This window comes from Salmonella sp. K21076 (genome assembly GCF_039650795.1).
Classification (GTDB): Bacteria; Pseudomonadota; Gammaproteobacteria; order Enterobacterales; family Enterobacteriaceae; genus Salmonella; species Salmonella enterica.
This window is the reverse complement of sequence record NZ_JBCLYA010000046.1, coordinates 96,619-110,437: the sequence shown is the minus strand read 5'-3', so window position 1 is coordinate 110,437 and position 13,819 is coordinate 96,619. Positions and strand designations below refer to the sequence as shown.

The following is a 13,819-nucleotide window of genomic DNA, read 5'->3' as shown; positions in this document are numbered from 1 at the left end:
TCATGATTTCTTGAGCGGCATCACTACCAACTGATGACGCGAATTATAGAACTTCCGGTAGGTTAAATAGCAGGCAATGATGGTAGACAGGCTGGCTGTCGATAACAGCATAAACGTTACCATAATTTGATATTTAATCGCTTTTACCGGATCGATCCCGGCAAAAATCAGCCCGGACATCATCCCCGGCAGGCTCACCAGCCCAACGGTCTTTGCCGAGTCGATCGTCGGGATAAGCGATGCGCGGATGCTATCGCGGATAAGCCCGGCGGAGGCCATTTTCGGCGTTGCGCCCAAACTTAATTTTTCCTGGATTTGCTGCTGCTCGCTATGAAAACGCAGCCCCAGTTGGTTGTAGCACAGCCCTACCGCCACCATCGCATTGCCGGCGACCATGCCAGCGATGGGAATCACCTGCATCGGCGCAAATTCAATCGAACCGGTAAGCACCAGTACCGTCAGCGTTAGTCCGGCGCCGACGGTGATGGCGATAAACGAGGAGAGAAATGCCTTATCGATATATTTACTGCGCTTTTGCGCGTTCCATGCGGCGTTAAAACAGATGAACAGCACCATCAGTAGCGTCAGGGCGGCATGATTAACGCCAAAGATGTATTTCAGTACATAGCCGACAATAATGAGCTGTATCACCGCCCGGCATACGCTCCACAGAATATCTTTTTCCAGCGCCAGCTTTTCCTTGTGACTGATGAGCATCGCGACCACCACCAGCAGCATCGATAACGCCAGCGAGGTATTGGTAATATTATGCTCGTTCATAACGCGCCTCCTGCATCTCTCCGGCAGATGGCGTTAACGTTATCACCTTATCCGCGTGTTGAATTTCATCTTTATCATGCGTTACCCACAAGACAGCGACCTGCTTATCGCGAACATAGCGATGAATAATATCATTCACATTCCGTTTGTTATGTTCATCCAGCGCGCTGGTTATTTCGTCGAGTAACAGTATTTTCGGCAGAAACTGTAGATTACGAATTAGAGCAATACGCTGTTTTTCCCCGCCGGAAAGCGCGGCAATCGGTTTTTGCAGAATCGTCTCCGGCAGTTCAAAACGCGCCAGATCGTCTGCGAAGGCTGTCGGCTGCGGGCGCTGATGGCGAATTTGCCAGGGAAAAATCAGGTTATCGTAAACCGTATCGCCGAATAGCGCTGGCGTCTGAGCGCAATAAGAAACCTGCTGGCGATAGGCTTCCGGACTCAGAGTAGTAATATCCCGCCCCTCAAAAAGAATCACGCCGATATCAGGGCTTATTAGCGAGGCCACCATTTTCAACAACGTACTTTTTCCGCAGCCAGAAGGACCGGTAATTAACTTAAATTCGCCGCGTTGCAGCGTAAAACTGATGTTATTCACTATTTTTGTCGTCGCAGTCTGGTAACCGACCTGCTTTAACTCAAGCAACATGCTACGTTTTGTCATTTATTGCGCATCCGTTGTTCATATTTTTATAGCGATAGTGTATCCCTGTAATTAATAAGGGGGGAACATGCTTTACTGAATCAGGTATAATTCGCTTAATTCGTCAGCAAAATCGGTTTATGGACAACGCAACAGGAGGTTTAGCTATGCTCATTCTTATCCCTATTCTCATTTTCGTCGCGCTGGTGATCGTCGGCGCGGGCGTCAAAATCGTTCCGCAGGGATACCAGTGGACGGTGGAGCGCTTTGGACGTTACACCAAAACTCTGCAGCCGGGATTAAGCCTTGTTGTACCGTTTATGGACAGAATTGGCCGCAAGATCAATATGATGGAGCAGGTGCTGGATATTCCGTCGCAGGAGGTGATCTCAAAAGATAACGCCAACGTCACTATCGATGCGGTCTGTTTTATTCAGGTTATCGATGCGCCGCGCGCCGCTTATGAAGTCAGTAACCTGGAACTGGCGATCATTAACCTGACCATGACCAATATCCGTACGGTGCTCGGTTCGATGGAGCTGGATGAAATGCTCTCCCAGCGCGACAGCATCAACGCGCGGCTGCTGCATATTGTCGATGAAGCCACCAATCCGTGGGGAATTAAAGTTACCCGTATCGAAATTCGCGATGTCCGTCCGCCCGCGGAATTGATCTCCTCGATGAACGCCCAGATGAAAGCGGAACGTACCAAACGCGCCTATATCCTTGAGGCCGAAGGGGTGCGTCAGGCGGAAATCCTGAAAGCCGAGGGGGAAAAACAGTCGCAGATTCTGAAAGCCGAAGGCGAACGTCAGTCCGCTTTCCTGCAGGCGGAAGCGCGCGAACGTTCCGCCGAAGCGGAAGCCCGCGCTACGCAGATGGTGTCTGAAGCCATCGCCGCCGGGGATATTCAGGCGTTAAACTACTTCGTGGCGCAGAAATACACCGAAGCGTTACAGCAAATCGGCTCGGCGAATAACAGCAAAGTGGTCATGATGCCGCTGGATGCCAGCAGTCTGATGGGCGCTATCGCCGGGATCAGCGAGCTGGTTAAGGACAGCGCCAGCGAACGGAAAAAAGCATGATAGCGATGATTCTGGTACATCCACATATCTTCTGGCTTAGCCTCGGCGGCCTGTTGTTGGCTGCGGAAATGCTCGGCGGTAACGGCTATTTGCTGTGGAGCGGCGTGGCGGCAGTGATTACCGGCTTAACCGTCTGGCTCTTACCGCTCGGCTGGGAATGGCAGGGCGTGCTGTTTGCGGCCTTAACGTTGCTGGCGGCCTGGCTTTGGTGGCGCTGGCTGGCGCGTCGCGTGCGGGAACAAAAGCCGACCGACAGCCGCCTTAACCAACGCGGACAACAACTGGTAGGCCGCCGGTTTATGCTTGATGCCGCGTTAGTGAACGGACGGGGTCATATGCGTGTCGGTGACAGCTCGTGGCCGGTATGCGCTGACGAAGACCTGCGCGCAGGTACGCATGTCGAAGTGATCGCCGTGGAAGGCATCACCCTACGCATTCGCGCCGTTTAATCAACGTAACTTTTGCGCCTTGTGATGACAGCAGCCGGAAAGATTATCAATAATCGGGCAGTCGGCGCTGTCATCGCCGGGACAACTCTCCGCCATCGCCAACAGTTGATCGCGCATTGATTGCAGCTCGCTGATATGGCGTTCGATCTCCGCGACCTTTTCCAGCGTCCGCTTTTTCACATCTGCGCTATGGCGTCGCGGATCGTTAAACAGATTGACCAGTTCGCCACACTCTTCCAGATTAAACCCCACCTGCCTCGCCTGTCGCAGCAACGTCAGCTCGTTTAAATGCTTCTGCGTGTAGGTGCGATAACCATTTTCGCTACGTAATGGCGGCGTCACCAGCCCTTTCTCTTCATAAAACCGAATGGCTTTGCTGGTTAAACCGGTTTTTTTCGCCACATCGCTAATATTCATATTTCCCCCTTGACCTTAACCTTGCTGGAAGGTTTAACCTTTATCACAGTGAGTCACTACGATTACTAATGTCAATGAATTGATGACCAATCATAAAGGAGTTTTTACTATGTCTCAAACTATCGACCTGACCCTGGACGGTTTGTCCTGCGGTCATTGCGTTAAACGCGTGAAAGAAAGTCTTGAACAACGTCCGGATGTTGAGCTGGCGGACGTTACCGTAACCGAAGCGCACGTTACCGGTACCGCCAGTGCGGACGCGTTAATTGAAACCATCAAACAAGCCGGGTATGGCGCGACGTTAAGCCACCCAAAGGCTAAACCGCTGACGGAGTCATCAATCCCGTCGGAAGCACTGGCAGCGGTTCCTCATGAGCTTCCGGTAGCGACGGCCGATGAAGAAAGCCAACAGTTGCTGTTAAGCGGCATGAGCTGCGCCAGTTGTGTCACCCGCGTACAACATGCGCTACAAAGCGTACCGGGCGTCACGCAGGCACGGGTAAACCTGGCGGAACGCACTGCGCTGGTGATGGGCAGCGCGTCCGCCGCTGATTTAGTGCAGGCGGTGGAAAAAGCCGGCTACGGCGCAGAGGCGATTGAAGATGACATCAAACGCCGCGAGCGCCAGCAGGAAACCGCCATCGCCACCATGAAACGTTTTCGCTGGCAGGCCATCGTCGCCCTGGCGGTCGGTATACCGGTCATGGTCTGGGGGATGATCGGCGATAACATGATGGTGACCGGCGACAACCGCAGCCTGTGGCTGGCTATTGGCCTGATCACGCTTGCGGTGATGGTTTTTGCGGGCGGTCACTTTTACCGTAACGCGTGGAAAAGCCTGCTGAACGGCACGGCGACGATGGATACGCTGGTGGCGCTCGGCACCGGGGTCGCCTGGCTCTACTCCATGAGCGTCAACCTGTGGCCGCAGTGGTTCCCGATGGAAGCACGGCACCTCTATTACGAAGCCAGCGCGGTGATTATCGGTCTGATTAATCTCGGACACATGCTGGAAGCGCGCGCCCGTCAGCGTTCCTCAAAAGCGCTGGAAAAATTACTCGATCTCACCCCGCCCACCGCACGCGTCGTAACAGAAGACGGCGAAAAAAGCGTCCCGCTGGCGGACGTTCAGCCAGGGATGCTGCTGCGGCTCACTACCGGCGATCGCGTGCCGGTGGATGGCGAAATTACCCAGGGCGAAGCGTGGCTTGATGAAGCCATGCTGACCGGCGAACCTATTCCGCAGCAAAAAGGCGAAGGCGACAGCGTTCATGCCGGCACCGTCGTCCAGGACGGCAGCATCCTGTTCCGCGCCAGCGCGGTGGGCAGTCATACCACGCTGTCACGCATTATTCGCATGGTACGCCAGGCGCAGAGCAGTAAACCGGAAATTGGCCAACTGGCCGATAAAATCTCCGCGGTATTCGTTCCCGTAGTGGTGGCCATTGCGCTGTTCAGCGCCGCTATCTGGTATTTCTTCGGGCCGGCACCGCAAATTGTTTATACGCTGGTCATCGCCACCACCGTACTGATTATCGCCTGCCCTTGCGCATTAGGCCTGGCGACGCCAATGTCGATTATTTCCGGCGTAGGCCGCGCGGCCGAATTCGGCGTGCTGGTACGCGACGCCGATGCCCTGCAACGCGCCAGTACGTTGGATACCCTCGTTTTTGATAAAACCGGGACGCTGACGGAAGGCAAGCCGCAAGTGGTGGCGGTAAAAACCTTTAACGGCGTTGATGAAGCTCAGGCATTACGTCTGGCAGCCGCGCTCGAACAAGGCTCCAGCCACCCGCTGGCCCATGCGATTCTGGAAAAAGCCGGCGATGATAAACTGCCGCAGGTGAACGGTTTCAGAACGCTGCGCGGACTGGGCGTCAGCGGTGAAGCGGAAGGTCATCAACTGCTTCTGGGGAACCAGGCGTTACTGAACGAACAGCACGTCGCCACGGATGATATGACGGCGGAAATCACCGCGCAGGCCTCGCAAGGCTCGACTCCAGTCCTGCTGGCGATTGACGGTAAAGCGGCGGCGTTACTGGCGGTACGCGATCCATTGCGCAGCGATAGTATTGCCGCACTTGAACGCCTGCACAATGCCGGATACCGTCTGGTAATGCTCACCGGGGATAACCCAACGACGGCTAACGCGATTGCCAAAGAAGCGGGTATTGATGAAGTGATTGCGGGCGTTCTGCCGGATGGCAAAGCCGATGCGATTAAACGCCTGCAAAGCCAGGGTCGTCAGGTTGCGATGGTCGGCGATGGTATCAACGATGCGCCCGCGCTGGCGCAGGCGGACGTCGGTATCGCGATGGGCGGTGGCAGCGATGTGGCGATTGAAACCGCGGCGATTACGCTGATGCGCCATAGTCTGATGGGCGTGGCGGATGCGCTGGCCATTTCGCGCGCGACGTTGCGCAATATGAAACAAAACCTGCTTGGCGCATTTATCTACAACAGCATTGGTATCCCGGTGGCCGCCGGTATTCTGTGGCCGTTTACCGGTACCTTGTTAAACCCGGTAGTAGCGGGCGCGGCAATGGCGCTGTCTTCCATTACCGTCGTCAGCAATGCCAACCGGCTATTGCGCTTTAAACCGAAAGCGTAAAAAGTCTATACCCAAAATAATTCGAGTTGCTTAAAGGCGGCAAGGGAGTGAGTCCCCAGGAGCATAGATAACTATGTGACTGGGGTGAGCGACAAATCTGCCGGGAGCAGATTTGAACGTCGCGTGCGACGGCCCGTCAGGGCGAGGCCCATGGATGGGCCGAGTAATCCGTAGCCAACACATAAGCAACTTGAAGTATGAAGGGTATATATCAGGCAGCATCAGCTGCCTGATATATTATTAAGCCATCAGCAATTTACCGTATCAATATATAAAAATTTAACCGCACATCCTATAGAAAAATAAAAACAACATTTTATAATGTTTTTTTGAATCATAAGGATGTGTTATTTATGTTTAGAAAAGCAGTTACGCTTCTTTTCCTGCTTTCTCCCGCAGTTAGTTATGCAGGATTATTTGATTCCACTCCAGAGTTAAAATGTGGCAACGATAATGCAGTCACGGCGGCAAAAGAGTGGATTTACAATGAAGCATTAGGTCGTTTACAGCAAGACTATATTAAAGAGCCCTCCACGCTTTTCTTCGATATCCCCCAGACTCAATACGAGCAGCAACTCCGGGCTATTCCTGTTCAATTCAGTGATGTAATCACGCAGAACCCTCAACCAGAAAATGCCAACCTACGAACTTGCTCGGCTACCGTCGCCATGAGTATTCCTCAGCCATTGTTTAAATTAATGAAAGACTTACCAAATACTCTATTCTATATTTCACAAGGGGATGGACAGGTAATAAACAATACGGTGACCTGGAAACAGGTTAACTACAATATTCAGCTAGCAGACAACAATAAAGATATTGTTGTCACCCCTGTGCAGAAAACCGATAAATTGGCGCGGTCTATTTATGTAATGGCAAGAATGACGGTATCTGGTGATAGCATTATAAAGAAAAAAAATAACTCACTGATTGAAATCGCAGCAAAGAAATTTGAGAGTAGAGATCGCGAGCTTAATCAGGTCTGGAATTCGCTACCCACCTCTGCCCGAACGGCATTAAAACAAGAGCAGCGAGTCTGGGTGACAAAAAAAGAGCAACAGTGCGGCAAACTTAGCGATGCAAAATCCGAGGACATACCTGCTGAAAAGCGCATCAGTATTTATAAATGCCAGCTTGAAATGACCATCGCCAGAACGACCTATCTCGACGGCAGCGAACTACCCGACTGATCGTTGACGTCCCGTCAGGGCGCATTGCGCCCTTTTCTCCAACGCGCTAGCATGAGCTTTTTCAAAGGGAGCGCGTATGGAGCTATTAAATCAACTTAAACGTTTATGCCGCGCGCTGCGTGGTACCCCAAATAGTTGGCCTGCTATCGATCTCTCCCTGCCCGGCGGTCGTCATCTGCATCTGGTTGGCAGTATTCATATGGGGACGCGCGATATAGCTCCTCTTCCAGCAAAGCTGGTGAAAAAGCTACGCCAGGCCGACGCGCTGGTCGTTGAAGCGGATATTTCCGGTAACGAAACGCCATTCAGCAATCTCCCCAAATGCCCGCCGTTGGTCGAACGTCTCAGCGCCGGGCTGCTAAACACACTGGAAAAACGGGTCAGCGAGTTGGGTATGCCGCTGATCCATTTTGATAATCAACCTTTATGGCAGATAGCTATGGTGCTACAGGCCACGCAGGCGCAACGGCTGGGATTGCGCCCGGACTATGGCATTGATTATCAGCTATTACAGGCTGCCCGCGAAATGTCGCTGCCGGTGCAAGAGCTGGAAGGGGCGAAACACCAGCTCGAACTACTATGCGATCTGCCCGATGGCGGGATGGCGCTGCTCGACGACACGCTGACGCACTGGCACACCAACGCACGGCTTTTGCAGGTGATGATCGGCTGGTGGCTTGAACAGCCGCCGACCAGCATCGGCGCTTCGCTCCCCAGAACGTTTAGCCAACCGCTGTATGATGTACTGATGGTGAAACGCAATGAAGCCTGGCGCGACGCGCTGCTGGCACTGCCACCGGGACGCTACGTGGTAGCCGTAGGGGCGCTACATCTGTACGGCGAAGGCAACCTACCGCAAATATTGAAATAAAAAATGGCCAATATCGCTATTGGCCCGTCAAAGAGGAATTTCATCGTTATTATTATCCCGACGCTTTCGCTTCGGATCTTCAGATTGTCGCTCAAAGTTGCCGCAACTGCCAAGACCTAATGCACAAGATTATACTATTTTTTAGTCCGCTTTCGGGCGTATGCTGATGGCAAATCACGTCTGTAGTAAGAAGGAACGTTATGACACCCGCAGTTAAGTTACTCGAAAAGAACAAGATTCCGTTTAACATTCACACCTACGATCACGATCCGAATGAAACTAACTTTGGCGATGAAGTGGTGCGTAAGCTCGGGCTAAACGCCGATCAGGTGTATAAAACGCTTTTGGTTGCCGTGAATGGCGATATGAAGCAACTGGCCGTCGCCGTGACGCCTGTAGCCGGGCAGCTGGATTTGAAAAAAGTCGCCAAAGCTCTGGGCGCGAAAAAGGTCGATATGGCCGACCCGATGGTGGCGCAACGCACCACGGGATACCTGGTCGGCGGGATCAGTCCGCTGGGACAGAAGAAACGGCTGCCTACGCTGATTGACGCGCCAGCCCGCACGTTTGCCACTATTTATGTTTCCGGTGGTAAACGCGGGCTGGATATTGAACTGGCGGCTGACGATTTGGCCGCCATCCTGAGTGCTAAATTCGCTGATATCGCGCGTCGGGATTAAGCCTGCGTAAAATACATTGCCGGATAGCGGCGCAAACGCCTTATCCGGCCTACAGCATACATAATCCGTAGGCCTTAAGGCTGTGCGCCATCAGGCAGAGATGGCTATCAGTACCGCTACAGCCAGTTCACCTCGCCATTTGGCGTAAACGCCGCCGCATCCAACGGTGAATTCTGCTGAATAAACTCTTTCAGCACTTCCGCGTCAATAAACCCGGTATTCACGTAGCCCGGTTTGTTATCGATGCGCGGATAACCATCGCCGCCCGTGGCGTTGAAACTCAGCGTCGCCATGCGGTAGGTTTTGGCCGGATCAACAGGCTCGCCTTTGATTTTCAGATCGGTGAGCTTGCCCTCTTTGGCGACAAAGCTCACATTGGCGAACTGTGGATAGGCGCCGGAGTCCGGTTTCATCTGCGCTACGGCGGTGAGATAATCAACCACCTCTTTGCCGCTCATATCGGCATACACCACAATGTTGCCGAACGGCTGTACCTTGAGCACGCTTTTATAGGTAATATCTCCCGCCTCAATCGAGTCGCGAATACCGCCGCCGCTCATCACGCCAAAATCGGCACCGGTGCGCGCGATCTGCGCAGCCAGAATCACCCGTCCCATATTGGTCTGGACAAATCTGACCTTACTGCGATCGCCTTCAAGCAGGCCATTCACGCTACCAATTTTCACCTCCAGTTGCGCTTTACCTTTATTCTGGAACGGCGTTAATAACGAGAGCATTTGCGGATTTTCGGCGATTTCCGGCGTGTAAAGTACACGCTCGCTTTTCCCGTTATCCCAGGTCACTTTTTTCTTGAGATTTACCGGAATAAGCTGGTAGTTAACCATTTTCATCTCGCCGTTACGGAATTCGAAATCCGCGTGGCCCACATATTTACCCCACTCATGCGCCTGCACGCTCCAGATGCCATTTTGCTTATCCGGCGCGCAGGGCGTTCCCGTTACGTAATTCACCTGTTTTTATTTTCCGACGCCATGCATACCGGGTCTTGTGAGTGACCGCCCACAATCATCGCCAGCGAACCGGCAGGCAGACTACGCGCCATCTCAACGTCGCCCGGCGCATTCGAACCGTGATCGCCGTTGTCATAATGTCCCATATGCGTGGTCGCGATAATCACGTCCGGTTTTTCATTCATATTAAGTTCCTGAATCACCACCTTTGCTTCTTCAGCAGGTTTACGAAACTCAATATCGGTGAAATATTCCGGGTTGCCTATTTTCGCCGTGTCATCGGTGGTTAAGCCGATTACCGCGATTTTTATATCCTGGCGTGTAAAAATAGCCCACGGCTTAAACAGACGCTCGCCGGTACTTTTTTGATAAATATTGGCGGAAAGAAAGGGAAACTTCGCCCACTTTTCCTGCTGGCGCAATACGGTGAGCGGATTATCAAATTCATGATTACCGACGGCCATAGCGTCGTAGCCAATCAGATTCATCCCGCGGAAATCGGGCTCCACATCCTGGAGATCGGATTCCGGCACTCCGGTATTAATGTCGCCGCCGGATAACAACAGGACGCTTCCCCCCTCTTGCGCCACCTCTTTACGGATACTGTCCACCAGCGTTTTTTGCGCCGCCAGACCATATTCGCCATATTCGCTGCGCCAGAAGTGACCGTGGTGATCGTTGGTATGCAGGATAGTAATTTTATAGGTTTTATCTTTTTCGTAAGCCTGTGCAGGCTGAGTCGTCAGCGCGAACGCCGCCAGTAACGCCAGCGCCACACCCCGTTTCAAAAATTTCATCTTTCTCTCCCTGACTCAATATCAACCGCAGAAATTACCTTTCCTTGCAATAATAGACAAATATGTTTTCAGAATTGAGACTTCCTTCAAACACATTTCACAGGTATGTTAGGCAAGTAATAATTACACATCCTACTATCTCCAACATCGCATAAAATTTAAGTGACTTTCTATGGCCATGAGTGAACCAACCCAGCCGTTAGCCGGCGCGCCCGCAGCGGCCGCTAAAGCACGTACTTCGTTTGGTATTTTGGGCGCGATCAGTCTTTCCCATCTGCTGAACGATATGATCCAGTCGCTAATCTTAGCTATTTATCCCCTGTTGCAGGCGGAGTTTTCGCTGACTTTCGTCCAGATAGGTTTGATCACCCTGACGTTCCAGCTCGCCTCATCGCTACTGCAACCGGTCGTCGGCTACTGGACGGATAAATATCCCATGCCGTGGTCGCTGCCTGTCGGCATGTGTTTTACCCTGAGCGGGCTGGTACTGCTGGCAATGGCGGGAAGTTTTGGCGGCGTATTGCTCGCTGCGGCGCTGGTGGGTACCGGCTCGTCCGTTTTTCACCCGGAATCGTCCCGCGTGGCGCGCATGGCCTCCGGCGGACGTCATGGTCTGGCGCAGTCTATCTTCCAGGTCGGCGGTAACTTCGGCAGTTCATTGGGCCCGCTGCTGGCCGCCGTGATTATCGCGCCCTATGGCAAAGGGAATGTCGCCTGGTTTGTGCTGGCCACGCTGCTGGCGATCGTGGTGCTGGCGCAGATCAGCCGCTGGTATGCAGCCCAGCACCGGATAGCGAAAGGCAAGCCAAAAGCGATAATCGCTAACCCGCTGCCGCGCAATAAAGTCGTGCTGGCGGTCAGCGTGTTATTGCTACTCATTTTCTCGAAATATTTCTATATGGCGAGCATCAGTAGCTACTACACCTTTTATCTGATGCAAAAATTCGGATTATCAATACAAAACGCGCAGCTCCATCTGTTTGCCTTCCTGTTTGCGGTGGCTGCCGGGACGGTTATCGGCGGGCCGGTGGGCGATAAAATCGGCAGAAAATATGTGATTTGGGGCTCTATTCTCGGCGTCGCGCCGTTTACCCTTGTTTTACCCTACGCCACGCTGTACTGGACGGGGATTTTAACGGTGATTATCGGCTTTATTCTCGCGTCGGCGTTTTCCGCCATTCTGGTGTATGCCCAAGAGCTGCTGCCAGGACGCATCGGCATGGTTTCCGGCCTGTTTTTCGGGTTTGCCTTCGGGATGGGAGGCCTGGGCGCAGCGGTGCTGGGGCTGATTGCAGACCATACCAGTATCTATTTAGTTTATAAAATCTGTGCTTTTCTGCCGCTTCTGGGGATACTGACCATATTCTTACCTGATAATCGACATAAAGCATGATTTTATGGCGGTTAAAGGTATGCTTTAACCGCCTGTACATCCTGATGCCATCTTGCTTTGTCCATCCCATGCTTATCACTTTTACGTTCCATGCTCTTTTTGCCTTCAGATCGTATCTTTTTATAAAACACAACCATTTTTTATAAACATCCTGATTGAAATTGTCATAAACTATTACCCGGAGTTTTGGAGTCCAGCAACCAAAGGAGACGGAATGCATCACGCTACCCCGCTTATCACCACCATTGTCGGCGGCCTTGTGCTCGCTTTTATTCTCGGCATGATTGCCAACAAATTGCGTATTTCTCCACTGGTGGGATATCTGTTAGCGGGCGTTCTGGCGGGACCTTTTACCCCAGGTTTTGTTGCGGATACCAAACTGGCGCCGGAGCTGGCGGAGCTCGGCGTGATTCTATTGATGTTCGGCGTCGGGCTGCATTTTTCGCTGAAGGATTTGATGGCGGTAAAGTCTATCGCCATTCCCGGCGCTGTCGCTCAGATAGCGGTGGCGACGCTGCTGGGTATGGCGCTTTCCGCCGTGCTGGGATGGTCATTAATGACCGGCATCGTTTTTGGGCTCTGTCTGTCTACCGCCAGTACCGTCGTCCTGCTGCGCGCGCTTGAGGAGCGACAACTCCTTGATAGCCAGCGCGGGCAAATCGCCATCGGCTGGCTGATTGTCGAAGATCTGGTGATGGTGCTGACGCTGGTCTTGCTGCCCGCCGTTGCCGGCATGGTGGAAAAAGGCGATGTCGGCATAGCCTCGCTGGCAGTCGATATGGGGATAACCATTGGTAAAGTGGTGGCGTTTATCGCCATCATGATGCTGGTCGGACGCCGCCTGGTGCCGTGGATTATGGCCCGCAGCGCCGCCACCGGCTCGCGCGAGTTATTTACCCTTTCCGTACTGGCGCTGGCGTTAGGCATTGCGTTTGGCGCGGTAGAACTGTTTGACGTCTCTTTTGCGCTGGGCGCGTTCTTCGCTGGAATGGTGCTTAATGAGTCGGAACTGAGTCACCGGGCGGCGCACGATACGTTGCCACTGCGCGACGCCTTTGCCGTCCTGTTTTTTGTTTCCGTCGGCATGTTGTTCGATCCGCTAGTCTTGATTCAACAGCCGCTGGCGGTGTTGGCGACGCTTGCCATTATCGTCTTTGGTAAATCGATCGCTGCGTTTTTCCTGGTGCGTATGTTCGGCCACTCGCCGCGAACCGCGCTGACCATTGCCGCCAGCCTGGCGCAAATCGGTGAGTTCGCCTTTATTCTCGCCGGACTCGGTATGGCGCTCAATCTGCTGCCGCAGGCGGGACAGAACCTGGTGCTGGCAGGCGCTATTTTGTCGATTATGCTTAATCCCGTACTGTTTACCCTGCTGGAGAAGTATCTGGCGAAAACCGAAACGCTGGAAGAGCAAACTCTGGAAGAGGCTATCGAAGAAGAGAAGCAAATTCCGGTGGATATCTGTAATCATGCCCTGCTGGTGGGTTTTGGCCGCGTAGGCAGTCTGCTGGGAGAAAAATTACTGGCGGCGGGGATTCCGCTGGTGGTTATCGAAACGTCCCGTACCCGCGTGGATGAACTGCGCGAACGCGGGATTCGCGCCGTACTGGGCAACGCCGCTAACGAAGAAATCATGAATCTGGCGCATCTGGACTGCGCCCGCTGGCTGTTATTGACCATCCCCAACGGTTACGAAGCCGGTGAGATTGTCGCCTCAGCGCGAGAAAAAAGCCCTGATATCGAGATAATCGCCCGCGCGCACTATGATGATGAAGTGAAATATATTACCGAGCGGGGAGCCAATCAGGTAGTGATGGGCGAGCGAGAAATTGCCCGGGCGATGCTGGAACTGCTTGAAACGCCGCCCGCGGGTGAAGTCGTCGCCAGTTAAGGGTTTGCCGGACGGCCCGATGCGCGCAGCGCCATCGGGCA

11 protein-coding genes and 1 pseudogene are annotated in these 13,819 nt (G+C 53.2%); 8 read left to right on the top strand and 4 right to left on the bottom strand.

Translation table 11 applies throughout. The features are described from left to right. Positions 1-780 carry an iron export ABC transporter permease subunit FetB gene (fetB, locus tag AAYN39_RS14460; RefSeq protein ID WP_001002130.1) on the bottom strand — a complete coding sequence of 260 codons (780 nt, stop codon included), beginning with the start codon at positions 778-780 and terminating at the stop codon, positions 1-3. After that, positions 767-1,444 (bottom strand): iron ABC transporter ATP-binding protein FetA, encoded by a 678-nt coding sequence (fetA, locus tag AAYN39_RS14455; RefSeq protein WP_000166987.1) that lies wholly within the window; start codon positions 1,442-1,444, stop codon positions 767-769. The genes fetB and fetA overlap by 14 nt, the downstream gene beginning before the upstream one ends. A 146-nt stretch (positions 1,445-1,590) precedes the next feature. Here fetA and AAYN39_RS14450 point away from each other — a divergent pair, with 146 nt between their 5' ends. Further along, entirely contained in the window at positions 1,591-2,508 is a 918-nt protein-coding gene (locus tag AAYN39_RS14450; protein WP_000906145.1) for an SPFH domain-containing protein, read from the top strand. After that, complete coding sequence (locus AAYN39_RS14445) at positions 2,505-2,957, top strand: NfeD family protein (RefSeq protein WP_000561177.1); 453 nt, start codon at positions 2,505-2,507, stop codon at positions 2,955-2,957. The genes AAYN39_RS14450 and AAYN39_RS14445 overlap by 4 nt, the downstream gene beginning before the upstream one ends. On the opposite strand, the gene cueR is transcribed toward AAYN39_RS14445, so the two are convergent. Next, positions 2,958-3,374, bottom strand: coding sequence for a Cu(I)-responsive transcriptional regulator (cueR, locus tag AAYN39_RS14440; protein WP_001026762.1), 417 nt, complete (start codon positions 3,372-3,374; stop codon positions 2,958-2,960). It lies immediately after the preceding gene. A 109-nt stretch (positions 3,375-3,483) separates the two neighbouring features. Here cueR and copA point away from each other — a divergent pair, with 109 nt between their 5' ends. The 4 genes from copA to ybaK all read left to right on the top strand — a co-directional run bounded on the left by copA (position 3,484) and on the right by ybaK (position 8,726). Continuing rightward, positions 3,484-5,985 (top strand): copper-exporting P-type ATPase CopA, encoded by a 2,502-nt coding sequence (gene copA / locus AAYN39_RS14435; protein WP_000083918.1) that lies wholly within the window; start codon positions 3,484-3,486, stop codon positions 5,983-5,985. A gap of 353 nt (positions 5,986-6,338) precedes the next feature. Beyond that, positions 6,339-7,175 (top strand): lysozyme inhibitor LprI family protein, encoded by an 837-nt coding sequence (locus AAYN39_RS14430; RefSeq protein WP_000488556.1) that lies wholly within the window; start codon positions 6,339-6,341, stop codon positions 7,173-7,175. Positions 7,176-7,251: 76 nt separating this feature from the next. Further along, positions 7,252-8,046 carry a TraB/GumN family protein gene (locus AAYN39_RS14425; RefSeq protein ID WP_000421856.1) on the top strand — a complete coding sequence of 265 codons (795 nt, stop codon included), beginning with the start codon at positions 7,252-7,254 and terminating at the stop codon, positions 8,044-8,046. 200 nt (positions 8,047-8,246) lie between these two features. Continuing rightward, entirely contained in the window at positions 8,247-8,726 is a 480-nt protein-coding gene (gene ybaK, locus AAYN39_RS14420; RefSeq protein WP_000186620.1) for a Cys-tRNA(Pro)/Cys-tRNA(Cys) deacylase YbaK, read from the top strand. A 116-nt stretch (positions 8,727-8,842) separates the two neighbouring features. Here ybaK and ushA read toward each other — a convergent pair. Then, a pseudogene (gene ushA, locus AAYN39_RS14415) lies at positions 8,843-10,494 on the bottom strand (bifunctional UDP-sugar hydrolase/5'-nucleotidase UshA). A gap of 172 nt (positions 10,495-10,666) precedes the next feature. On the opposite strand from ushA, the gene AAYN39_RS14410 reads away from it, so the two are divergent. Together AAYN39_RS14410 and ybaL are read left to right on the top strand one after the other, a co-directional pair. Next, entirely contained in the window at positions 10,667-11,887 is a 1,221-nt protein-coding gene (locus AAYN39_RS14410; protein WP_001251598.1) for an MFS transporter, read from the top strand. A 214-nt stretch (positions 11,888-12,101) separates the two neighbouring features. After that, entirely contained in the window at positions 12,102-13,778 is a 1,677-nt protein-coding gene (ybaL, locus tag AAYN39_RS14405; RefSeq protein ID WP_000546202.1) for a YbaL family putative K(+) efflux transporter, read from the top strand. The last annotated feature ends 41 nt before the right edge of the window (positions 13,779-13,819 follow it).

Coding starts and splice junctions, on each gene's coding strand:
- AAYN39_RS14410 (WP_001251598.1), top strand. CDS start 10,667: ATGGCCATGAGTGAACCAACCCAGCCGTTAGCCGGCGCGCCCGCAGCG.
- AAYN39_RS14425 (WP_000421856.1), top strand. CDS start 7,252: ATGGAGCTATTAAATCAACTTAAACGTTTATGCCGCGCGCTGCGTGGT.
- cueR (WP_001026762.1), bottom strand. CDS start 3,374: ATGAATATTAGCGATGTGGCGAAAAAAACCGGTTTAACCAGCAAAGCC.
- AAYN39_RS14445 (WP_000561177.1), top strand. CDS start 2,505: ATGATAGCGATGATTCTGGTACATCCACATATCTTCTGGCTTAGCCTC.
- ybaK (WP_000186620.1), top strand. CDS start 8,247: ATGACACCCGCAGTTAAGTTACTCGAAAAGAACAAGATTCCGTTTAAC.
- fetA (WP_000166987.1), bottom strand. CDS start 1,444: ATGACAAAACGTAGCATGTTGCTTGAGTTAAAGCAGGTCGGTTACCAG.
- ybaL (WP_000546202.1), top strand. CDS start 12,102: ATGCATCACGCTACCCCGCTTATCACCACCATTGTCGGCGGCCTTGTG.
- fetB (WP_001002130.1), bottom strand. CDS start 780: ATGAACGAGCATAATATTACCAATACCTCGCTGGCGTTATCGATGCTG.
- AAYN39_RS14430 (WP_000488556.1), top strand. CDS start 6,339: ATGTTTAGAAAAGCAGTTACGCTTCTTTTCCTGCTTTCTCCCGCAGTT.
- copA (WP_000083918.1), top strand. CDS start 3,484: ATGTCTCAAACTATCGACCTGACCCTGGACGGTTTGTCCTGCGGTCAT.
- AAYN39_RS14450 (WP_000906145.1), top strand. CDS start 1,591: ATGCTCATTCTTATCCCTATTCTCATTTTCGTCGCGCTGGTGATCGTC.